Source organism: Pseudomonas sp. BT76 TE3572 (assembly GCF_050435365.1).
Lineage (GTDB): Bacteria > Pseudomonadota > Gammaproteobacteria > Pseudomonadales > Pseudomonadaceae > Aquipseudomonas > Aquipseudomonas fluorescens_W.
Window position 1 is genome coordinate 443,606 of the sequence record NZ_JBNDKE010000001.1, and the last position, 22,741, is coordinate 466,346.

Consider the following 22,741-nt stretch of genomic DNA (forward strand, 5'->3'; position numbering starts at 1 on the left):
GCAGTAGCATGCGGGTACGCTGTTGAATCATGTGACTCAGTGAGATTAAAGAGGGCGCTATCGTGCTTTCTAAGTTTTCTACCTAATTGATATTTTGGAAAGGAGAGCATACGTGACAGAGTTATTTGATATTCGGCTGGCTAGCAAACAAACAGCTTTCACTGAAATTCCAGTCATAGATATATCGTCGCTCATAAACGGCGAAAATCCACTGAAGGTGGCAAGCCAAATAGGTGATGCCTGCGAAAAGGTGGGTTTTTTCTATATAAAAAACCATGGCATTGACCAGCAGTTAATAGATGAAATGTATGCGCTTACCAAAAGCTTTTTCAAGCTTCCTTTTGATGAGAAGAACAAGCTCAATGTCGTAAATTCCGGGCCCACGCTACGTGGTTATATACCGATGTACGCGGAAAACGTCGATCCTGCTAATACCCGTGATTTCAAAGAATGTTTTGATTGCGGAGCTCATTACGATGAGGTCTCTCCATTTTTTGGTCCTAATCAAATGCCGTCTGCACTGCCGCAATTTGAGAAGGTTGCCGAAGATTACCATTCCTCTGTATTGGCACTCGCGCGAATGCTTATTGGCGGGATCGCGCTGAGCTTGGGTTTACCACAAGATTACTTTGAACATCTTCAACGTAAGCCCATCACTATCCAACGAATTTTGCATTACCCGCCCCAGATCGGAAGGGTCTCCCAAGAGGAGATCGGCATTGGCGCACACACGGACTACGGTTTCTTGACGGTCCTGTCCCAAGATGCAGTTGGCGGTTTGCAAGTCAGGAACCGCGCAGGGGAGTGGGTTACTGCCCCACCCGTTGAAGGCACTTTTATTGTCAACATTGGTGATCTGGTTCAAACCCTCACCAACGATCGCTACACCTCGACAATGCATCGCGTCATCAACACTAGCGGTCTAGAGCGCTATTCAATACCTTTTTTTATTGATTTGGATTTCGATGCGGTGGTTGAACCTGTGCCAACCTGCGTGAGTGAGGCTTTACCCGCGAAGTATGAAGCGTACACGTGTGGTCAACATAAATTTAAGCGTTTCGTTGATAGCTATGCGCATCTGAAAGTCGAATAGGGAGTTTTCTATGTGCATCCTCTACATGGCCGACCCCGCCGATGCGCAGAAATGGCGAGATGGCCTGTCAACGCTCGCCCCTCAACTAGAGTTCCGCCAATGGCCTGATATCGGTAACCCGGCAGAGGTGCACTACATCCTGGCTTGGGAGCCTCTTGGCAGCCTTGTGGAGCAGTTTGGCAATCTTCGGCTCCTCTACGCTGCCGGGGCTGGAGTTGATCAGTTCGATTTGGCCCGTTTGCCTGCTAACGTGTCGCTCATACGGCTGGTAGATAGCTCGATGGCGGACATCATGGCTGAGTATGTTCTGTTTGGTGTTCTTGCCTTGCATCGAGACATCCTCGCTTACGAAGAGGATCAGCGCAGGGGTCGTTGGCAACCTCGACCAATCGTGCACGCTTCACAGCGACGTGTTGGTGTCATGGGGGTTGGTAATCTCGGACGCGCTACGCTTGATCGCCTTCAGCCATTGGGATTTCAGCTCAGTGGCTGGAGTCGTTCTTCGAAGGAGGTGCCAGGTGGTCACTGTTACGTCGGCCTGGACGAATTAGAGGAGTTTTTAGGGCAGTGCGACATCGTTGTGAATATGTTGCCGCTGACTCCCGAAACAGACGGAATACTCAATGCAGCAAGGCTTGATTGTCTCCGTCATGGCGCTGGACTGATTAACGTGGGACGTGGCGCCCACGTTGTAGACGCGGATCTGCTCTCTGCGTTGGATGAAGGCCGTCTGGGAGGTGCCGTGCTGGATGTTTTGGTACAAGAGCCTCCCGCTCAAGACAACCCACTCTGGAAACACCCTCGAGTGCTCCTGACTCCTCATGTTGCAAGCGATGTGCAGATTGAAGGTGGTGTGGCGGTGATTGTTGAGAATCTCCAAAGAGAGTGCGAGGGACTGCCTCTCTTGAATGTGGTTGATCGGTCTAAAGGCTATTAGATATTCCGCCTGCGACAGCGGCAACGGTGACGGTCTCACGCTCAATGTGGCGGCCAGCGGGGGAAAGATCTGGCTTTTCCGTTGGCTCAGACCTCGATGTTGTCGCACTCCCCGGCCCCCCCTGGTAATCAGTCTGGCGCGAATAGATCTCCGGTCAGAGGGTTCTTATCGATGAGCGTATCAAATGTGGAGCTGCTGGACCGGGCAGCTGTCACCCAACGTAATGGTACCGAGAATTATCTGGGTGACTGGGTTGATCCGCGGGCCAGCAGCCTGCTCGGATTCACGGCGCTTGCTGCTCTATTTCAAGCAAGATGCACAGGGCCGTTTGCTGCTTGGCGGGCGGGGGCCATTTTCGGAACCTTCCCGGCAGAGCGATTGGGGACACCTGGAGCGTTCGCTGAGCGCGCTGTTCCCTCAACTGGCGGATGTTCCTGTCGGGTACCGTTGGAGTGGTCGGATTGCGCTGACTCAGAGCTTTCTGCCGCATGTTCACGAGCCGGCCCCCGGTTTGTCGATGTTGCTCGGCTACAACGGTCGTGGCATTGCTCTGTCCACTGCGTTAGGGAGGCATCTGGCAGCAAAGCTGTCGGGAGCTACGGAGGACTTCCCGTTCCCGGTCACGCCGCTACGCAAAATTCCGTTCCATGCGTTGCAGCGTCTCTATCTTGCCGCCGGGATTACCTATTACCGGGTACTGGATACTTTGTTTTGAAAACTTGCTAAAGCGTCAGTACTGCGTTGCTCATTGATCGTGCGTCCACAAAAGCGAATTCGCTACACTGCGATGCTTAATTATTGGGGCGCGGTTATGAACCTCTCTGACGCAACACTAGTGCTGCTTCTGGCAGCTCGAATCCATGGGACGGACGAAGCTGTCAGGGCTTCGGCGAAGAGCGTTGTGAAGAAGCTGCCACGTAGCAAACGTGATCTCATCTACAAGGTGATTGAATCAAAAAGTCCACTTCAGCTAGTGGGCTTTATTGCTGAGAATCTGGACGACTGACGAATCCCCACCGGTAGGCTGCCACGAGCGTATCTAGATTTTAGCGTTGGCGGCTACGTCGAATTTCCTCACTCAATGATTCCGAACCTCCTGTTCTGGGTCGCGATATTTCTGCTTCCCTGTTGAGGAGGCTTGAGGAGGCTGCCCGAAATAAGTGACCTCAATTCTCGCCACATCCTCCATCGCGCGCCGAGTATTCCTACATTTTTCCTTCAGCGCATTTGCTAGCGTAAACGGCTTGATATGCACGTTCACTCAGTGAAGGCGGTGAACCGTCTTTGGCAGGAAAGAAGGATTGGAAGGTGATGGATCACTCGCTCCCATTGAAGGTTGTTGATCAGGGAAAAATTGAATCGTTGCGCGAACGGATGGATGACGCAGGATGCATTTTCGAGTTTGTGATTGTCGCTCCTGACAGTGATGCTGTGGTCGATGAGTCAACGCATCGACGAGCTTTGTATGAGCTTTACGAGCAGATAATGGTTGGCCAACTTGATTGGCATTTTAGGCTCGTACAGGAATTACCTGATGCCGAGTACCCAGTACCGACCATAACGTGGGATTTGGACAAGGCCATAGCCACTCCATTGACTCCGGCGCAGGTTCGTAATCTGACACTGACCGATCGTTATGAACCAGGGTCGCTGACGCTCTGCGGCCATTTTCGTGGGGCCGTGAATTCGAGCGAATTTGAGGGGGGCGAGGAGGACAAAGCGCTCTTTCTCGAGTGGATCGAGGTGCTCGGGCTTCAGGATCAGAGCGATGTTGTCGTGCTTAACTGGATCAACGGTCTTGGGAGCGAGAGGTTTCATGATGACGACCTCGTCTCTGTAAGTGAGCCATGGAGCGAATACTTCAGTTCCGGGGCGGAATGGCGGAGCGGTTGGTGTTTGACGATCTGGAATCCTCGACTGCGCTCGCTCAGTGCGATTGCTGCCAGCGGCTAACCGAAGGCAGGGCGTATGTCAGACCTCTCGAGTGCTGCTTAATTGTGATCTTTGGGAAGTCGGCTCCTGCCCTCCAGGAACATTGCTTCGATCTCGGTAGGTTCGGGCTTCAGAGCAGTAATTCAGGCATCGTCGGCGGCTCAATCCCACTGTTGCAACTGAAACACTGACGTAATATTCGGACCGTACATTTTTCGACACTGGAATAAAGGTGCAAGAGGTGAATCGGCCATCAAGATTCTTGCGAAAACTGCTCGACTCGGTCGCCTCCAACAATGAAGTCGCAGCATCAGATGTTATGCGCGCAACTGAGCAGTTGGAAGACGATGTGCTGCGCCAGCGGTTGTTAAACCTGATTCACCAGCTCAATCAGGATGAAAATGACTTGCGATTGGCGCGCGACGACGTCCAGGGCGTCTCTATCAAACTGGCGTGACCGATCTCCCGCGACCGGACGAAATCCCAGTTGTAGCAGCCTCATGCTTCGTGCATGCAGAGTGGAGGCTCCGACACCGTTGAGTCCTGGCTGACCAAGTGAGTTTGGTTTGAGTACGAAAAGGCCCGAGAGGGCCTTTTTTTCTGTGTGGATTTACTCAGAACCGGTCTTAACTTGCTCACCAATAAGTTGGGCCAGTATCCGCACCGGTTCAGTAAAGCTTTGGCGAGACCTGTGTACGAGCCCGATATCACGGTGGAAGGTGTGCTGTCCGAGATCGAGCGCTCGTACACCTACGGGCCATTCCTGATGGGTTGCTGTCTGCGGCACCAGCGCTACACCAACGCCATTTTCCACTAGCTTGATGATCGCCTCTAGTTCATCCAGCTCGCAAACCTCCCGCAAGGTGAAATGCATCTGCCGAAGAAAGCGATCCACCTGCCTGCCACCAAAGGATGATCGGTCGTACCGAATGAATGGTTGGGTGGAAAGTAGTTCTGACCAATCTTCTCCCGGCACGTCGCGCGGGACGATCAGCCGGTAGGGCTCAAGCGCCAAGGTCGTCCAGCGTAGATCGCTTTGAAGCGAGAAGGGTGGGCGAATGATTGCGGCCATGTCGATTTCGCCGGCATCCACGAGGTTGACCAACTCCATCGATAGTCCCGGGATCACGCGGGTTCGGCATTGCGGGCATTGCTGGTGAAACTTGGCTAGTGCATCTGGAAGATAGGAACGCTGTACGGAAGCGATAGCACCAATGTTCACCAGAACGCTGGGAAGTCCGACTGTGGTGGAGCCCAGATTGTCGTAAAGCCGAAGCAGCTCTTGCGCTTGCAGGAGTATTTGATGGCCCATCCTGTTTAGGTGGGCTGAGCGTCCCTTCCTGTCGAATATCTCAAAGCCGAGCTCGGCCTCCAGACGCTGAATTTGGGCGCTCACTGCTGCTTGGGTGAGGCCGATTTTATTCCCGGCAGCGGCAAACGTACCTTCCCGTGCAACGGCGATGAGTGTTTTGAGTTCTTTGATCATTCACAAATATTAATTATGTTTCTAAGAAAATTATATTGATTTTTTTGTTTTGTTGGCCGCCCTACGATGTGCCTGTCCCCCGGCAACTGCCCGAACCTATAAGCCGATGTCGGTGGGACGGCGGAACTTGAAATGTCGCGAAAAACCAACGGCCAGCATTCATACGCTCCGTCCTTCACCAACAAAAAAACTGTATTGGAGTTCTGATGAGCCTCTCGCCTTTCCATCTCGCAATCCCCGTTTACAACCTCGCCGGCGCCCGCACATTTTACGGCGAAGTGTTCGGCCTGGAAGAAGGTCGTTCCAGCAACCAGTGGGTCGACTTCAACTTTTATGGACACCAACTGGTTATTCACGAACACCCAAAAACCGCTTCCCAGGAAAGTGTCCATAGCAATCCGGTAGACGGCCACGACGTACCTGTTCCGCACTTCGGCATCATCCTGGGTTGGGAAGAGTGGGAAGCGCTGGCCGAGCGCTTGAAGTCTTTCGGCACGGAGTTTGTGATCGAACCCTACATTCGTTTCAAAGGGCAGGTCGGCGAGCAAGCCACCATGTTCCTGTTCGACCCGTGCGGTAACGCTCTTGAATTCAAGGCGTTCAAGGATATGAGCCAGCTCTTCGCAAAATAAGAAAAGTGTTGGCACAACAGCGTTGTGCCATTTGAACTCAAGTGAGCTGGAAGCTCATGACTCTAGCAACTGCCAGTTAACGCAGTCCTTTCATTCCAACAAGAAGGCTAGACATGAAACGTATTCCCTTGGTGTGGCAAATCATTGCCGGGCTGTTGCTTGGCGTGCTCGTCGGTTGGTATTTCAATACACATCCGCAATATCAATTGTGGGTCAGTGCAGAGATTCTGAAACCGCTTGGCGACATCTTCATCAAGATGATGAAGATGGTGGTTGTTCCTATTGTGTTCTGTTGCATGATCCTGGGCATCGCCGGAGGCGGCGATAACAAGTCATTTGGTCGTATGGGAATAAAGTCGCTGGGGTATTTTTTTGCGATCACCGGCCTGGCGATTGTGATGGGTCTTTGTTTCGCGAATATCTTCGAGCCTGGAACAGGCACTGATATTTCCGGCATTACCCATAGCGCTGCGTCCATCACGATGGAGCCTTCGAAAGGCGCTCTCGTGATTGTGCAGAACATCGTCCCGGACAACGTCTTTGTGGCGATGTCGGAAGCGAAGCTGCTGTCGGTGCTGTTCTTCGCTGTCCTGTTCGGCATGGCATTGAACTCGCTACCTAGAGAGAAAAGCGCGCCAGTGGTCGCGGTGGTTCAGGGTATTTCCGATGCGATGTTCAAAGTTGTCTCAATCGTCATGGCGTATGCACCGATAGGCGTATTTGGCATGATCGGCGCTACCGTCGCGACCTTCGGCTTTGCCTCACTATTACCCTTGCTCAAGCTGATTGGCGTGGTCTACCTGGCACTGATTGTCTTTGCGTTGGTGGTACTTGGCGGTATTTGCTATCTGATCGGCGAGAATATTTTCAAGCTGATCAAGTATTTCCGAAATGAGCTGATTCTTGCGTTTTCGAGTGCCGCATCGGCAGCGGTCATGCCGCAGCTGATGAGCAAGCTCGAGAGCTATGGTGTTCCGCGCCGCATCGTCAGTTTTGTTGTGCCGGTGGGTTATGCATTCAATCTGGATGGTGCGTCGATTTTCCTTGGCGTGGCGACGATTTTTGTTGCCCAACTCTATGGTATCGACCTGTCGCTTTCTCAGCAGATTCTGCTGGTGGTCACGATGGTGCTGACCTCCAAAGGTGCTGCAGGGGTACCAGGATTTGCCATCATTATCCTGTCTGCAACATTGGCGTCTGCCGGTCTTCCATTGGAAGGGGTGGCGCTTATCGCGGGGATCTTCAGGATTATCGATAGCGGAACCACTACGCTGAACGTGCTGGGTAATGCCATCGCACCGTTGGTAATCGCCAAATGGGAGAGGGCGGCCATTGAGCCTTCTCGAGTCAATCCGATAACGCAAAAAGCATAGCGATCCACGAGTAGACGTCTGACAGGAAACGCTAACGGCTCAGTCAGTTCATCTGGTGGGGTGAGAGTTTCTAGACGACCGGTCTAGTTTTGTATAGGCTGCCTTCCCTATGAAGAAACCTATCCAAGACATGCGACAGCACATCATCGATGTGGCCAAGTCGCTTATGACCAACAAGGGCTACACCGCCGTCGGTCTGTCGGAAGTGCTGACAACCGCTGGCGTGCCCAAAGGGTCGTTCTATCACTACTTCCGCTCGAAAGAGGAATTCGGTCAGGCGTTGCTCGAAGAGTACTTTCAGGAGTACATCGGGCGCGTCGATATCGTGATGGCTGCGCAAGGAACCGGAGCCGAGCGGCTTTTGGGTTATCTGCGCTACTGGGCGCGGACGCAAGCCTACGATCACCCGGAGGAGAAATGCCTGGTGGTGAAATTGGGCGCTGAAGTCTGCGACTTGTCCGAAGACATGCGCACAGTGCTGGAGGAAGGCACCGCGCTGATCATCCACCGCATCACACGCTGTGTTGAGCAGGGCATGGCCGATGGTTCTATCACTATGACCCAGGACGCGGCGACATTGGCCGAATCTCTGTATCAGCTATGGCTTGGCGCCTCGCTGTTGGTCAAAGTCAAGAAGACCACGGCTCCCTTTGAAACCGCACTGATCACAAGTAAACGCCTGCTGGCCTAGGGGCGTTTTTTTTAACTGGTTTACTAGACGACCGGTCTAATAGTATGGGTATTCAACATGATTGATAGCAGTCGTAACACCGACCTTTTTTCGCCTGTGCAGATGGGCGCCTTGCAACTGAGTAATCGTATCGTCATGGCTCCAGTGACACGTAGCCGGATGGCGGAAGATGGCGTGCCGAATGAGCTGCACGCCACTTACTACGCCCAGCGTGCCGGCGCAGGCCTGATCATCGCCGAGGCCACGAACATTTCTGCTCAGGGCCGCGGCTATGCCATGACGCCTGGTATCTGGTCGGAAGAACAGGTGGCAGGCTGGAAAAAAGTCACTGACGCGGTACACGCGTCAGGCGGCAAGATCGTCAGCCAGCTATGGCACGTAGGCCGCTTCTCCAGCGTCGAGTTACAGCCAAACGGCGAGGCGCCGGTTGCTCCCTCAGCAATCAAGGCCGAAGGTACCACCTACACCAACAATGGCATGGTCGAAGTGTCCATGCCTCGGGCGCTTCAGATTTCAGAGATCCCGGGGATCATCGAGCAGTACAGGCATGCGGCAGAAAATGCAAAACGCGCCGGTTTCGACGGCGTGGAAGTTCATTCCGCCAACAGCTATCTGCTCGACCAGTTTCTGCGCGATTCCACCAACCAGCGCACTGACCAGTACGGAGGCTCCATCGAGAACCGGACGCGGCTGACGCTTGAAGTCACCGAAGCCGTAGTTTCGATCTGGGGCAGTGACCGGGTCGGTATCCGTCTTTCGCCGGTGACACCAGATGCGGGTAACACGCCTCCTGACAGCAACGTCATGGCGACTTACGGTTATCTGATTCAACAGCTCAACAGATTCAACCTGGCCTATCTGCACTTCGTCGAAGGCGCCACCGCCACTTCTCGCACCGTTCCGGAAGGGGTGGATCTGGACGCGTTGAGTGCGCAGTTCGAAGGGCCGTTCATTGGTAACAACAACTATGACTTGGAGATGGCGCTGGAACGCCGGGCGCAAGGCCGGATTGACGCGGTAGCGTTTGGTCGTTTGTTCATTGCCAATCCAGACCTTGTAGAGCGCCTGCGTCGTGGTGCCGAACTGACCATCGCTCCACGTGAGAGTTACTACGGCGGAGGCGCCAAGGGCTACACCGATTGGCCAACGGCCAGCTCCAACTAATGAGAGGTTCCCCTTGCGTCAATTCGGTGCGGGGAGGCTCCGTCGCGAAAGCATTTCGCCGCACAAGAGGTACTCAAGTATGAATTATCTGCAAAACAAGGTTGCCATTGTCACTGGCGCATCTTCCGGCATTGGTGCTGCCACCACTCGTGCACTCGCCGCACAAGGTGTCCGCGTGGTAGCGGCAGCACTCGATCAGAAAGGGTTGGAAGCGCTTGTTGGAGAACTGCGTGAGTCAGGGAGCGACGTGGTTGCTTTCACCACAGACGTTACCTATCTGGATCAAACCAAAGCATTGGCGAAGTTTGCACACGACACCTACGGCACCGTGGACATCTTGGTCAACAACGCCGGTCTGATGCTCTTTTCCAACTGGGTCGATCTGGCCGTGCAGGATTGGGAAAAGATGATCGATGTGAACATCAAGGGTTACCTCAACGCTACTGCTGCGGTTCTGCCGTTCATGCTGGAGCAAAAGTCCGGGCAGATTCTCAACATGGACTCTGTTGCAGGTCATCAGGTCGGGCCGGCGGCGGGTGTTTACAGCGCTACCAAGTTTTTCGTCCAGGCCATGACCGAGTCCATGCGAAAGGAGTTGGGTGTGCAGCATGGCATCCGCGTCAACACCGTCAGCCCCGGCGTCATCAATACCGGCTGGGCGGACAAGGTCAGCGATCCTGAAGGGCGCAAGGCTGCTCAGGAGCTGAACCGGATTGCCATTGCGCCTGACGATATCGCCCGTGCCGTGATTTACGCGCTCAATCAGCCGGAAAACATCACCGTCAACGATCTGATTATCTCGCCGACTCGCCAGGATTGGTGATCGTTGGTTGGCCATGCTGCGCCCATCCAGACCTGATGGGTAATCGGAAAATCTTTCAATCAGGAGTCCATCATGAGCAATCCAACTTACGTCCAGGAATACAACGCGATCGTCGACGTGCTTAGCCAATACAACGAAGGTGGTGCCAAGGCTGACAGCGCTTTGATGAAACCCGCGTTCAACGAGCAGGCCACCATGTTTGGGGTCGACGGCGACAAGCTCGTCGGCGGCGCGATCCAGAATTTGTACGACGTCATCGACAATTCTTTCCGCCCATCTCCCGAAGCCAAAGTCGCGATCGTTCGCATCGACATCGTGGGCACTGCCGCCAGTGCTCGGGTCGATACCGACAACGTTTCGGGATTTCGCTTCACCGACTTCTTCAACCTGCTGAAGGTAGAAGGCAAGTGGACGATCGTCAGCAAGATTTACCACACCCACCCGAGCGTTTGATCCCTCGATCACCTCTGGCGAGGTGCGTTGCACCTCGTCCCCAATAAAAGGAGAGAACCATGTCAAAGAACATCAAGGCAGTACCAACCTCCGAGTACAACGCTGTCATCGCTACCGCCAATCAGTACGTTGAAGGGCTGCGGGTGGGTAGCGCAGAAGGCGTTGCGCAAGCATTCCATAAAGACGCGGTGATGTACGGTTTTACAAATGGTGAACTGCTCGGTGGCCCGATCAAAAATCTATTTGATTTCGTTCAGAACAACGGCAGCGCCCCAGAAATCACGACTCGGCTCGACATACTGGCGATCACGCCCACGACCGCCGTGGTGCGTGTCGATATGGAAAAGGATGCGATCGGTGCCGACTACAACGACTACCTGACCCTGATCAAAATCGACGGCACCTGGAAGGTGATCGCCAAGGTTTATCACCAGTTCGAAGGTGGAGCGTCCACCGATCCCGGTTGATCAATGCCGGGGTCGGAGCTCGTTCATCGTCAAATGGAGGCGCGATCATGAGTAAAGTTTTCATCATCGGTGCCGCTGGCAAAGTAGGGCAGCGATTGGTTAAGCAACTCGCCGGGCGAGGTCACGAAGCAATCGCATTGCATCGGAAACCGGAGCAGGGAAGTGAGCTTGCGGCACTGGGCGTGATGCCTGTTGAAGCTGATTTGCTTAAGCTCGACTCCGGGAAAATGGCGCAGCTTATGTCGGACAGTGATGTCGTGGTCTTCACGGCAGGGGCGGGCGGCGCAGGTATGGATCTGACCAATGCGATTGATGGACGAGGATTGGAGTTGGCAGTGGACGCAGCCATTCAAGCGGGTATCAGGCGTTTCATTCTGGTCTCGGCCTTCCCCGATGCGTTGCGTGGTAGCCAGATATCCGAAGGTTTCGAAAATTACATTGCCGTGAAAAAACGAGCAGATGCTCGCCTGATGGGGGCGGATTTGGATTGGGTGATTGTGCGCACAGGAACGCTTCTGGAAGACACCGGCACTGGAAAAATCCGTGCTGATGTCACTATTCCCCACGGTGAAGTTTCAAGAGATGACGTGGCAGCGACACTTGCCGAGTTGATCGACCAGCCCAAGGTGAGCCGGGTCATTATCGAACTCACTCAGGGTGACACGCTAGTCTCCGACGCGGTTCGCAGGCTTGATCGTGGGCGTTGCTCGCAATGAAGTTGGTATTGGTTGGCGCTACCGGTCTTGTTGGGTGCGAGCTACTGAAACAGGCGCTCGATGATCCACGAATCAGTCTGGTGGTTGCACCGACTCGCCGTCCGCTTGCTGCGCATCCCAAGTTACACGCGCCTCTAACCGACTTCGACAATCTACCGGAAACAGTCGACTGGTGGTGGGCGGATGCCGTGATCTGCACATTGGGTACGACGATGCGGCGCGCTGGATCGAGAGACAGTTTTCGACTTGTTGATTACGAGTACCCGTTGCGTGTGGCGCGCTTGGCCAGGATGAATGGCACCACAGCATACGTTCTCAATTCGGCCACTGGGGCGAACCCAAAATCGAGCTTTTTCTACAACCGGGTAAAGGGTGAGTTGGAGACATCTCTTGCAAGGCTTGGATTTGATTCGCTCTCCTATGTGAGGCCGGGTGTCATCGGTGGGACGCGCGACGAACTGCGGTTGGCTGAGCGAGCACTGGTAGGTGTGCTGGGCCTGGTGGGGAGATTGCTACCCGTTCGCTGGCAACTTAATCCCGCGTCGCGGATCGCCCAGGTGTTGCTCGAGTCAGCCCTTGAGCATAGACCGGGTATTCACATCATCACCTCCGAGCGCTGCATTTGAGCCGAGGTTAGCTGTTTTCAAAAATAGAAAATCAGAAGGGAGATACACGATGCCAATGGTTGAGTTTTCCGCTGTCTTGGACAGCGATGCAGGACACGTCTGGGGCGTGTTGAAGAAATTTGGTGAGATTCATAAATGGCATCCCTCGATTGTCGAATGCAGCATTGAGGACAACCAACCTGATGGATTGGTTGGCTGCATTCGCAAGCTCACTTTGGCCGATGGCGCAGTTGTCAGGGAGCGCCTGTTATCGGTCGATGATCGAAATACAACGCTTTCCTACCGCTTCGAGGAGGCCCCATTACCGTTGGACAACTATGTGGCAACCGTGAAATTGACCTCTCTTACTGGACAGTCCAAGACGTTCATCAATTGGTCTGCCAGCTTCGACCTGCAAGATCTGAATACCGCAGAACAGTACAAGGAGCTCATTCGAGGACTGATCGTGGATGGCCACAATAGTCTCCAGCTATTTCTTACCCAGCACTGAGCACTCAAGCAGGGCTCCGATAGGGTATGACTCACCCACATAGGTTACAAAACAGTTCAAGCACATAGGCAACAGTTTTTAACTGGCACTGGTCGATGCACTGGCTGATGAGGTTGTGTTCAGGCGGACACGTCCGTCAGTGCTCGCCTTGCTTAAATCAAAAAATGAATTTTGTAATGATATAAATCGATCTGTGATTTTTGATGTGACCATGAAACCCACGACTATCTCGAGACTGTCATTCGGCAAAAACCGGGCAGGGGTAAGCGAGCGCGATCCGTAAGGTCGCGCTTGGCGAGAAGCGAGAAGCGAGAAGGGGTGGAGGTTATTCGAACAGCGCAGGATCTACTTTTTTACGCCGGGCCTGCTCCAGGTGTTTGCGCATCAGGTCTGCTGCTGCCAACCGATCGCCACGTTCCAGGCAATCGAGGATAGCGAGATGCTCTTCCGCTTGGCCTTTGCGCGGGGCTCGTGTGCTGGCTTGACGGTATTCCACAAGTCGACGCAATTGGTCGAGACGGCGGACGGTTTGCTGCAGGAATCGATTGCCGGAGCACGCCGCCAGTGTCTCGTGAAACAGTGAGTTCGCCTCGAACAGTTCCTGAGGAGTCATGGTCAGGTAACCACCGTTGGCAATGAACTCCTGTTGTTTGCGACAGGTTGCAAGCGTCTCACGATCTATTTGAAATGTGGGTGAGAGCAGGCCAGAGGGCTCGATGGTTACGCGGAATGAATAGCTTTCTTCATACGCCTCTACTGAGTCGATCATGGGTAGAAGCCGCCATCCTTGACCAGCACGTTGTTCAACCCATCCTTCCTGCTGGATGCGTGAGAGAACCGCCCTCAGCGCGGCCCTGGACACATCAAACTGTCGCATGAACTCAATCTCGGTAAATAGCTCGGGAAGCTGTCTGCTGAGACGTAGTTCGGCAAATTTCAGGTAGAGCGGATCGTCACTGCTTTCCATGACTTCCGAGGCGAGATCTACGAGATCGTCGCTGGAGCGGGCTAGAAAAAAGCCTCGATTTCGGTCGTAGGTGAGCATGCCCTTTTCGACCAAATGGCCCATGGCAAACTTGACTGGAGTACGTGAAACGTTAAGCGTTGCCGCCAGCTGTGACTCGACCAGGTGATGTCCTATATCAAAGCGCTCACGACGCACGTGAGAAACAATGTCACGCGCAATGCGTGCTTGCAGAGGGCTTAGAGGCATTGGATCGAGAACCAAATTGAGCTGACCATAGAATCACCATTCTAGCGTGTCGGTAAGCTTAACGGCAGAGACCATTTTTTGCCTCTGCCGGTGTTTGTGTTGCTCTGAGCGCCTATTTTATCGAAGTTGGTAGAAGGGAAACGCTCCGAACAACAGGCCACCAGCGAGCAGGCCGAAGCTGGCAAAAACTGCCCACTTGAGAGCGAAGCGCTGGTGGTCACCTAGATCGACTTTTGCCAGTGCAACCAATAGGTACAGGGACGGTACCAACGGGCTCAGCAGATGGACAGGTTGGCCGACCACTGAGGCGCGGGCAATTTCAAGGGGTGTGATTCCATACTGAACGGCTGTCTGTGCGATCACGGGCAGAATGCCGAAGTAAAACGCATCATTGGACATGAAGAATGTGAACGGCATGCTGACCAATGCTGTGAATACGGCCAGGAACGGGCCGAAACTGTGTGGAATGACAGTGAGCAAGCTTTTGGCCATCGCATCCACCATGCCGGTTCCAGACAGGATGCCTGTGAATATCCCGGCGGCAAAGATCAGCGCGGTGACGGCCAGCACATTCGACGCATGGGAGGCGATCCGTTCCTTTTGGTGTTCAATACTTGGATAGTTGATCATGATTGCCAGTGCGAAGCCGACCATGAAAAGCACTTGGATTGGCATGGCGCCCACGACAAGGCAAGCGATCAAGGCGAGTGTGAGAATCAGGTTTGGCCAGAACATTTTTGGACGGCGATGCACGTCACACTCTTCTGCCGATCCATTCCCCAAAGCCATCGATCCATGGTGAAAGTCTTCGAGATGAAGCACTCCGAGTACGGCACGCTCTTTGCGACCCAGCATAATGGCCGTAAATATGAGGCAGGCCGCCCCCATCAGCATGGCAGGAATCATCGGTAGGAATATCTCAAGCGCATCGACATGCAGGGCGGCAGCGGCGCGTGCTGTTGGCCCACCCCAGGGTGAAATGTTCATGATGCCGCTGGCGATATTTACTACACAGACCATACCCAGCACGTTCATACCCAACCGCTGGTAAAGCGGCAGAAACGCTGCACAAGCGATCATGTAAGTGGTCGAACTGTCGCCGTCCAGGGATACCAGCATCGTCAGCACGGCAGTGCCCACCAGAACCTTCAGCGGGTCTCCTTTCACCAACTTCAAGATGAAGCGCACGAGCCCGTCAAAGAGCCCCGCGTCGATCATGATGCCGAAGTAGAGAATCGAAAACGTCAACATCACGCCCGTTGGTGCGAGGGTTTTGACACCGTCGAGCATCATGCCGCCGAGGCCCGCGTAATGGCCCCCGATCAAAGCGAAAACGATAGGTATCAGGATCAGCGCAATCAGCGCCGATAGGCGCTTTGTCATGATCAGGTACATGAAACAAATGACCATTGAAAAACCAAGGATTGTTAACACGGTCGTACTCCCACTTTTGTTAGACGTATGTGGTTCTCGTCAGCCGCGTGGCTGTTCTAGATCCATAGTTATCAAGTCGAGGCTGGCTCGAACAAAAGGGGAGTGAGGATGGCGCTGGGGCATGTGAGCTTGATCATGGTGAGCCTCGACTTTCTTATGTTTATTTTTTCTACCGAACCTGATTGGGCGCTGCGTCAGAGGAGCGACTGTGCACAGTAGAAATCGTTGGTTGGGATACGTCCGATCTCAGGGTTGAGATGAATCGGATGAATCAACATTGATCTATATCGCTACAAAGTGCAATATGGCCCTCAACAAAAACATTGCCCGTACAGCCTGTGAGGATTAGCCAATGCCAAAGTCAAAGGGTCGAACCGTTTCTGCCAACGGCATCGAGTACCGTGTCAGTGATATTCGCGGGGTTGTGACTGACCTGGGTGGTGACTACACCAGGCTGCCCTATAGCCTGCGAGTTCTTGCCGAGAACGTTTTGCGTGGTGAGGGCGATCCTGAAGCTGCACTGAAAGTGATATGTGCCCGTTCCAAAGAATTCGACATCCCGTTCCGCCCGGCCCGGGTTGTGCTGCAGGATCTGCTGGGTACGCCAGCACTCGTAGACCTCGCTGGTTTGAGAGATGCCGTCGCGGAGAAAGGCGGTAATCCGCGCTTGGTGAACCCGGTGACCCCAACCCACCTCGTTGTGGATCACTCGCTCAACGTCGAGCGTTGGGGCGATGCCAGTGCTCTTGCTGATAACGAGGCAATCGAGCGCGAACGCAATGCGGAGCGTTTCCAGTTCCTGGATTGGTGTAACAAGGCTTTCAGCAATCTCTCCATCATTCCCTCGGGCAAAGGCATCCTTCACCAGATCAACCTTGAGCGCCTGACCACAGTTGTGGGTACTCAGCGTCGTGGCAACGAGCTGTGGGCTTTCCCGGATACGCTGGTAGGTACTGATAGCCACACCACCATGATCAACGCCATTGGTGTCCTAGGCTGGGGCGTTGGCGGTATTGAGGCCGAAGCCGCGATGCTGGGCAAATCACTGATGCTGCGCCTGCCGGAAATCGTTGGTGTTCGGCTGGAAGGCACATTGCCTCAAGGCTATCTCGCTACCGACATCGCGTTGGCTTTGACTGAGCAGCTTCGTAAAGCAGGGGTGATCGGCTCCTTCCTTGAGTTCTTTGGCCCGGGCGTACCCCAGCTGTCACTGGCAGACCGTGGAACCTTGTCGAACATGGCCCCGGAATTCGGTGCCACAGCAGCAATGTTCGCCATTGATGATCGGACGCTGCACTACCTCCGTATGACGGGGCGTGGTGGTCAGATCTCAGGCCTGACGGAGGCTTACGCACGCGCACAAGGTCTCTGGCATGACAGTCTGGCCGATGCTGAATACAACCGTGTCGTGACACTTAATCTCAGTTCTGTTGCACGTTCGATAGCCGGGCCTAAGCAGCCACACCAACGTATCGTATTGGGACAAAAGGCACCTGCCACCAATCTTCCTACCGGTCTGGACAATGGTTCGGTGGTGCTCGCGGCCATAACCAGTTGCACCAACACTTCCAACCCGCGCGGGGTTATTGCTGCGGGGCTGGTTGCGCGTAACGCACGCAAGCGTGGACTGAAGAGAGCCCCCTGGGTGAAAACCTCGTTTGCTCCTGGTTCCATGGTGGTATCGGACTATCTTGAGCGGTCTGGCCTGAATGAAGATCTGGACGCTTTAGGTTTCAACCTGGTTGGCTACGGCTGCACCACCTGCAACGGTATGTCCGGCCCGTTGCTCAGTGCCGAAATCGAAGACGAAATTCGTGCTCGCAAGTTGGAGACTGTGGCTGCGACTTCAGGCAACCGTAACTTTGAAGGCCGAGTCCACCCACTGGCCCGCGAAGTTTTCATCATGTCGCCACCGTTGATCGTCGCTTATGCGATTGCCGGCACCTACTTGATTGACCCAGAAAAGGACGCATTGGGTCTCGACGACAAAGGCGTACCGGTCTACCTGCACGAGTTGTGGCCGAGCGATGAGGAACTGACGCAAATCGAAGCAGATAATTTGACTGCCGATTTGTTCGACAAGGCCTACGAGGATGTTCCGCGTGAAGCAGGCTTGATCGCCAGCGATCTGCGCGCCGGTGTCAGCGACCAATATGCCTGGCAAGAAAGCAGCACCTACATCCGCAAACCTCCGTATTGGAGCGATGCGGTGACTGCGACAGACACCGCCAAAGACCTCAGCAACATGCGTGTGTTGGCCATGCTCTCGGACAACATCACCACCGACCACATCTCACCATCTGGCGCGATTCTTCCAGAAAGCGATGCGGGCCAATACCTGCAATCGCACGGCATCGCAGCACCAGACTTCAACTCCTATGGTACGCGTCGTGGCAACCATGAAGCGGCGCAGCGTGCGACCTTCGCAAGCCCTCGTTTGAAAAACGAACTCCTTGAAGATGGCCGTGAGGGCCCGTGGACGTTGCTTCTGCCCGAGGAAGAGGTCACCACGATTTTCCAGGCCGCCGAGATCTACGCACAACGTAAGCAGTCACTGATCGTTGTCGCCGGTAAGGAGTACGGAAGTGGTTCCTCGCGCGACTGGGCTGCAAAAGGCCCCCGTCTGTTGGGCGTTCGTGTGGTCGTGGCCGAAAGCTTCGAGCGTATTCACCGCACCAACCTGGCTGGTCTCGGCATTCTTCCGCTGCAGTTTGAGGACGGTGTTTCTCGTCAGAGTCTGGGCCTCAACGGACGCGAAACATTCAGCGTTGAAGGCATCAGCGCAGACTTCCAACCGGGCGCAAAAATCACGCTGGTGATCGAGCGTGAGAATGGTGAGAAAGAGAACATCACGGTCGTCAGTCGTCTGGATACCTTCGAAGACGTCCGCTACTTCCGCAGCGGCGGTCTGCTGCCACAGCTTCTGATCGAAAGCATGAAGAACGCATCCGTTAACTGATGCAACGCTGATCCGTTGGAGTAAATACAAGATGACCCAAAGACGTATTCCTGCCGTTTACATGCGTGGCGGTTCGAGCAAAGGTGTGTTCTTCCTTGACGAGAGCCTGCCACCGGCAGGCGCGGAGCGTGATGCGATCCTGCTTCGTGTGATTGGCAGTCCCGATGTCTACGGCAAGCAGATTGATGGGATGGGCGGCGCTACCTCCAGTACGAGCAAGGTTGTGATTATCGGTAAATCCAGCCGTGATGACTGTGATGTGGATTACCTGTTTGGTGCGCCGGCGATTGAGACCCCTGTAATCGACTGGTCTGGTAACTGCGGAAATCTGAGCTCGGCGGTTGGCCCTTACGCGATTTCCGAAGGCTTGGTGGATGCACCTCGCGATGGCATGGCAGTTGTCCGCATCTGGCAAGCCAACATCCAGAAGCGAATCATCACCCACGTGCCAATGCGTAATGGTGAGGTTCAGGAAGAGGGGGATTTCGTACTCGATGGCGTAGCTTTTCCTGCTGCCGAAGTTGTCTTGGAGTTCCTCAATCCCGGTGGTTCAGATGGCAGCATTCTGCCAACCGGAAATGCCATCGACGAATTTGACATTCCGGGTGTCGGTAATCTTGCAGTGACACTGTTGAATGCTGGCAACCCGACCATATTCGTAGACGCGGATAAGGTGGGCCTGAAAGGCACCGAAACTCAAGACCAGGTTAACGGTGATGCACAGTTGCTTGTACGGCTTGAAATCATTCGCGCCCATTGCACGGTGGCCATGGGCTTGGCCGAGAGTGCGGAAGAAGCAACGCGATTGCGTCCGCACACTCCGAAACTTTGCATAGTTGCTAGACCTCAAACCTACAAGGCAGCGGGTGGCAAACAGGTTGATCCAGGTGACATCGACGTGATTGCTCGGATTCTTTCGATGGGCAAGCTTCACCATGCGATCACTGGCACAGGCGCTGTAGCTGTCGCAGTTGCAGCGGCTCTTGACGGCACGTTGGTTAATCGCATCGTCGGCGATATCGGAGATCGTCAGGTTCGCATTGGCCACACCGCAGGCAGCGTCGCTGTCGGTGCGAAAACGACCCTCGTAGACGGTGCCTGGACAGTCGAAAAAGCAATCATGAGCCGTAGTGCTCGCCGACTAATGGAAGGCTGGGTGCGCATCCCCGAAGTGGTTTGAATTGCCAGTGTCATGCCGGGCAACCCTCGGCATGAGCACACCTGATTCAATGTCGCATTCGACGTTGACAGCAATTCAGGTGGCCTCACTGAAAATGCCCAAGTGATTAAAACCGGCATCCCTGTTTGCATGATTTTCAAAACGACCTGACCGCCTGATTCGCAGAGACCTGGAGTGCTTACTTTGATCGAACTACTCAACTCGCCAACGTTCTGGCTGGCAGTGGTGCAAATCATCGCCATCGACATCTTGCTCGGAGGCGACAACGCGGTTGTCATTGCATTGGCGTGTCGCAAGCTCCCGGAAGCTCAGCGCAATCGCGCCATTCTTGGTGGCGCGCTGGGTGCCATAGTGCTCCGCATCGTGATGATTTTCTTTGCACTGCAATTGTTGGAATTGCCGTACCTCAAGCTCATCGGGGCAGCACTGCTTCTCTGGATTGGTATCAAAATGCTCGTTCCAGAGAAGGAGGATGCGCATGACAACCTTGCAGCCAGTCCTCGGCTGTGGGGGGCGATCAAGACAATCATTGTCGCTGATGCTGTCATGAGCCTGGATAACGTTGTCGCGGTCGCGGGAGCTTCTAAAGGAAGCCTGGAGCTGGTGATCTTTGGCATCGTCATCAGCATTCCAATCATCATCTGGGGCAGCAAGCTGGTGCTCCATTTTATGGATCGGTTTCCATTGGTCATCACACTTGGGGCGGCATTGCTGGGTTGGATCGCCGGAAGCATGGCTGTCGGTGACATCAGCTTGCCAAGCCTCCCGTCATGGTCGCACTACGCAGCTGGGGTGGTCGGTGCGATGTTGGTCTTGATTGTGGGCATGCTCGTGAAGCGTCGTCAGCAAACTCATGGCGAGCCGTCTCCAGAGTCTGAAAGAGGTGAGCAGTTATGAGTTTCGATATTGCAGCTGTGTGCGGCGATTTGGCCCCTGATGGCGAACTGCGGGTAGCCATCAATTTAGGTAATCCAGTCCTGGCCCAGCGCGATGAAACCACCGGCACTTTAGGAGGCGTCTCTGTTGCGTTGGCAAATGCATTGGCACAGGAGTTGGGTGTCGCGGTCAAGCTGACTGCATACGATGCCGCCGGGAAGGTGTTTGCTGCCTTGGATGACGGGCAGTGGGACTTGGCGTTTCTAGCTATTGAGCCAGTACGCGCGGAGAAGATCGCCTTTTCAGAACCTTATGTGAGCATCGACGGCACCTACCTCGTTCGTGAGGAAAGCCCTTTCCAAAGTGCATCTGACCTGGATGCGCAAGGTCACAGGATTTCTGTAGGCCGTGGTGCCGCGTATGACTTGTATCTCACACGCACTCTTCAGCGAGCTGAACTCGTCAGAGGGGAGACGTCAGTGAGCGCAATTGATCTCTTTCTTGAGCAGGGATTGGAGGCGGCAGCGGGAGTGCGACAGCCATTGGAGCGGTTTGCAAAGTCAGCTCAAGGAGTAAGGGTGCTGGCAGACAACTTCACTGAAATTCACCAGGCGATGGCTGTTCCGAAGGCTCGGAGCATCGCAGCTGCGTACATCCAGGATTTTATAAGTCGTCGCGTGAAAGATGGCTTCGTGGCAAATGCGCTAGCCGAAAGTGGGCAACATGATGCGCGAGTTGCACTGCCAAAAGGGTACTAATCCAGACAGCATTTTTCCTCCGCTCTTCGGACATGCGAGGCGCGGTATCGCCTTCATCACTTTAGGTAAATAGAAAATGGCTAAAGCCTCGGACATCGTTGTTCAGTGGTTGGAAAGTGAAGGCGTCGAGTACGTCTTTGGTATCCCCGGTGAAGAAAATCGGATCTTCTCGAATCGCTCCTTCGCTCCTAGATCAAGCTCGTGCCGACTCGCCATGAGCAATCAGCAGGCTTCATGGCTGCCAGCGTAAACACCGGGTTGATTTGCAGTGGCGCCATTCGGCGGCATCAAACGCTCTGGCGTGGGTTGTGAAGGCTCCAAGTACGGCATCGAAGATTACCTTGAAATCAGATATTTCTGTTTTAGCATGTAGTGATGAGGGTAAGAGTGGAAAGTAAAAGCTGGTTGAATTATCTCGGAGCGCCATTGGTGGGAGTCATCGGTGGTCTGCTGGCGAGTTGGGTTAACTGGCCCTTGCCTTGGATGATCGGTTCGCTCGTTGCCGTGATACTGATCAGGTGTTTCACTCCCTGGCAGACCTTCCCTCTACCTGGTGGCCGTAAGACAGGTCAGTGGGTTGTTGGTATAGGGATTGGGTTACATTTCAATGCCTACGTAATCGATCAGATTGCGCATAACTTCCTCCCCATTTTGATCGGGGCATTCATCACTTTGGCTGCAAGCGGTGCCGGAGTCTGGATGATGCGGTCAAGTGGAGAGGATAAGGCGACGGCATTTTTTTCCTCCATGCCTGGTGGTTCTGCGGAGATGGTCAATCTTGCACTGCGCAATGGTGCGCAGCTAAATCGAGTTGCAGCAGCCCAAAGCCTGCGCGTGGTTATCGTAGTTCTGACGGTGCCAGCGGCCTTCAAATTCTTTCTAGGAAATGGCTCTACGACACACGACATTGCGGACGTCAATTGGTATTGGCTGTTGGGGTTGTTTCCAGCCGGCGGGCTCGCGGCTTGGGTGCTGGAATACTTTCGGCAACCCAACCCGTGGATGTTTGGCCCATTGTTTGTAACTGCCTCGGCTAGCGTTTTTTTTGACCTGCACTTAGGTTTGCCGAACGGAGCGAGTCAGTTTGGACAGCTTATGATTGGGAGCAGTCTTGGATGTTACTTTGATAGGTCATTTTTCAGGTACGCGCCGTCTTTCCTAGCACGTAGTTTCATGCCGACATGTTTGATGCTTCTTGTAGCCTCGATTGCTGCTGCCGGGCTCGGCTGGATGACGTCTATGGATTTTCGTGCGCTGACGTTGGGGATGATCCCTGGTGGAATTGCTGAAATGAGTTTGACGGCTGAAACGCTTGCGTTGTCGGTACCCTTGGTTACCGCCATGCAAACGCTAAGGCTCGTGCTGGTGCTTTTTCTTGCGGAGCCTCTATACCGTTATTGGCGGAGAAGAGGGGAGCAAGCTGTGATGATCCTTCGTC

General features: G+C 54.1%; 22 protein-coding genes and 4 pseudogenes. 23 read left to right on the forward strand and 3 right to left on the reverse strand.

The window, feature by feature from the left end; translation table 11 throughout:
- Positions 1-112 precede the first annotated feature (112 nt).
- From ABH912_RS02025 to ABH912_RS02050, 6 genes and pseudogenes are all read left to right on the forward strand, one after another.
- On the forward strand, positions 113-1,093 hold the full coding sequence (locus tag ABH912_RS02025; RefSeq protein ID WP_429509427.1) for an isopenicillin N synthase family dioxygenase: 981 nt from the start codon (positions 113-115) through the stop codon (positions 1,091-1,093).
- A gap of 10 nt (positions 1,094-1,103) precedes the next feature.
- On the forward strand, positions 1,104-2,030 hold the full coding sequence (locus ABH912_RS02030) for a 2-hydroxyacid dehydrogenase (protein ID WP_429509428.1): 927 nt from the start codon (positions 1,104-1,106) through the stop codon (positions 2,028-2,030).
- Positions 2,031-2,298: 268 nt separating this feature from the next.
- Positions 2,299-2,745, forward strand: a pseudogene (locus ABH912_RS02035) (NAD(P)/FAD-dependent oxidoreductase); the annotation flags it as partial.
- A 96-nt stretch (positions 2,746-2,841) separates the two neighbouring features.
- Positions 2,842-3,036: a hypothetical protein gene (locus ABH912_RS02040; protein ID WP_429509429.1), complete on the forward strand. Its 195-nt coding sequence runs from the start codon at positions 2,842-2,844 to the stop codon at positions 3,034-3,036.
- 305 nt (positions 3,037-3,341) lie between these two features.
- Entirely contained in the window at positions 3,342-3,983 is a 642-nt protein-coding gene (locus ABH912_RS02045; RefSeq protein ID WP_429509430.1) for a hypothetical protein, read from the forward strand.
- Between the two features lie 220 nt (positions 3,984-4,203).
- Positions 4,204-4,419: a hypothetical protein gene (locus tag ABH912_RS02050; RefSeq protein ID WP_429513003.1), complete on the forward strand. Its 216-nt coding sequence runs from the start codon at positions 4,204-4,206 to the stop codon at positions 4,417-4,419.
- A gap of 153 nt (positions 4,420-4,572) precedes the next feature.
- Here ABH912_RS02050 and ABH912_RS02055 read toward each other — a convergent pair whose 3' ends face one another.
- Positions 4,573-5,448, reverse strand: a complete 876-nt coding sequence (locus ABH912_RS02055; protein WP_429509431.1) for a LysR substrate-binding domain-containing protein — start codon at positions 5,446-5,448, stop codon at positions 4,573-4,575.
- 206 nt (positions 5,449-5,654) lie between these two features.
- Here ABH912_RS02055 and ABH912_RS02060 point away from each other — a divergent pair, with 206 nt between their 5' ends.
- From ABH912_RS02060 to ABH912_RS02105, 10 genes are all read left to right on the forward strand, one after another.
- Entirely contained in the window at positions 5,655-6,080 is a 426-nt protein-coding gene (locus tag ABH912_RS02060; RefSeq protein ID WP_046054868.1) for a VOC family protein, read from the forward strand.
- A gap of 113 nt (positions 6,081-6,193) precedes the next feature.
- Positions 6,194-7,453 (forward strand): cation:dicarboxylate symporter family transporter, encoded by a 1,260-nt coding sequence (locus tag ABH912_RS02065; protein WP_429509432.1) that lies wholly within the window; start codon positions 6,194-6,196, stop codon positions 7,451-7,453.
- A 109-nt stretch (positions 7,454-7,562) separates the two neighbouring features.
- Positions 7,563-8,144, forward strand: a complete 582-nt coding sequence (locus ABH912_RS02070; protein ID WP_429509433.1) for a TetR/AcrR family transcriptional regulator — start codon at positions 7,563-7,565, stop codon at positions 8,142-8,144.
- A 57-nt stretch (positions 8,145-8,201) separates the two neighbouring features.
- Entirely contained in the window at positions 8,202-9,308 is a 1,107-nt protein-coding gene (locus tag ABH912_RS02075; protein ID WP_429509434.1) for an alkene reductase, read from the forward strand.
- Positions 9,309-9,387: 79 nt separating this feature from the next.
- Positions 9,388-10,131, forward strand: coding sequence for an SDR family oxidoreductase (locus ABH912_RS02080; protein WP_429509435.1), 744 nt, complete (start codon positions 9,388-9,390; stop codon positions 10,129-10,131).
- Between the two features lie 72 nt (positions 10,132-10,203).
- Positions 10,204-10,584, forward strand: coding sequence for a nuclear transport factor 2 family protein (locus ABH912_RS02085; protein ID WP_429509436.1), 381 nt, complete (start codon positions 10,204-10,206; stop codon positions 10,582-10,584).
- A gap of 59 nt (positions 10,585-10,643) precedes the next feature.
- Complete coding sequence (locus ABH912_RS02090) at positions 10,644-11,051, forward strand: nuclear transport factor 2 family protein (RefSeq protein WP_429509437.1); 408 nt, start codon at positions 10,644-10,646, stop codon at positions 11,049-11,051.
- A 47-nt stretch (positions 11,052-11,098) separates the two neighbouring features.
- Entirely contained in the window at positions 11,099-11,767 is a 669-nt protein-coding gene (locus ABH912_RS02095) for an SDR family oxidoreductase (RefSeq protein WP_429509438.1), read from the forward strand.
- Complete coding sequence (locus ABH912_RS02100) at positions 11,764-12,393, forward strand: NAD-dependent dehydratase (RefSeq protein ID WP_429509439.1); 630 nt, start codon at positions 11,764-11,766, stop codon at positions 12,391-12,393. The genes ABH912_RS02095 and ABH912_RS02100 overlap by 4 nt, the downstream gene beginning before the upstream one ends.
- Before the next feature lie 49 nt (positions 12,394-12,442).
- A complete protein-coding gene (locus tag ABH912_RS02105) occupies positions 12,443-12,883 on the forward strand; it encodes an SRPBCC family protein (protein WP_429509440.1) in 441 nt (146 codons plus the stop codon).
- Positions 12,884-13,208: 325 nt separating this feature from the next.
- Here the strand turns inward: ABH912_RS02105 and ABH912_RS02110 are convergent, their stop codons facing one another.
- Positions 13,209-14,111 (reverse strand): GntR family transcriptional regulator, encoded by a 903-nt coding sequence (locus ABH912_RS02110; RefSeq protein ID WP_429509441.1) that lies wholly within the window; start codon positions 14,109-14,111, stop codon positions 13,209-13,211.
- A gap of 102 nt (positions 14,112-14,213) precedes the next feature.
- Positions 14,214-15,530 (reverse strand): CitMHS family transporter, encoded by a 1,317-nt coding sequence (locus tag ABH912_RS02115; RefSeq protein ID WP_429509442.1) that lies wholly within the window; start codon positions 15,528-15,530, stop codon positions 14,214-14,216.
- A gap of 352 nt (positions 15,531-15,882) precedes the next feature.
- Between ABH912_RS02115 and ABH912_RS02120 the strand changes: the two genes are divergently transcribed.
- From ABH912_RS02120 to ABH912_RS02150, 7 genes and pseudogenes are all read left to right on the forward strand, one after another.
- Positions 15,883-18,489, forward strand: coding sequence for an aconitate hydratase (locus ABH912_RS02120; RefSeq protein WP_429509443.1), 2,607 nt, complete (start codon positions 15,883-15,885; stop codon positions 18,487-18,489).
- 31 nt (positions 18,490-18,520) lie between these two features.
- Positions 18,521-19,669, forward strand: a complete 1,149-nt coding sequence (prpF, locus tag ABH912_RS02125) for a 2-methylaconitate cis-trans isomerase PrpF (protein ID WP_429509444.1) — start codon at positions 18,521-18,523, stop codon at positions 19,667-19,669.
- 183 nt (positions 19,670-19,852) lie between these two features.
- Positions 19,853-20,566 carry a TerC family protein gene (locus tag ABH912_RS02130; protein ID WP_429509445.1) on the forward strand — a complete coding sequence of 238 codons (714 nt, stop codon included), beginning with the start codon at positions 19,853-19,855 and terminating at the stop codon, positions 20,564-20,566.
- Complete coding sequence (locus tag ABH912_RS02135; RefSeq protein ID WP_429509446.1) at positions 20,563-21,303, forward strand: ABC transporter substrate-binding protein; 741 nt, start codon at positions 20,563-20,565, stop codon at positions 21,301-21,303. Before ABH912_RS02130 ends, ABH912_RS02135 begins: the two co-directional genes overlap by 4 nt.
- Before the next feature lie 76 nt (positions 21,304-21,379).
- A pseudogene (locus tag ABH912_RS02140) lies at positions 21,380-21,492 on the forward strand (thiamine pyrophosphate-binding protein); the annotation flags it as partial.
- A 79-nt stretch (positions 21,493-21,571) separates the two neighbouring features.
- Positions 21,572-21,676, forward strand: a pseudogene (locus tag ABH912_RS02145) (aldehyde dehydrogenase family protein); the annotation flags it as partial.
- A gap of 2 nt (positions 21,677-21,678) precedes the next feature.
- A pseudogene (locus ABH912_RS02150) lies at positions 21,679-22,713 on the forward strand (AbrB family transcriptional regulator); the annotation flags it as partial.
- Between the last annotated feature and the right edge of the window lie 28 nt (positions 22,714-22,741).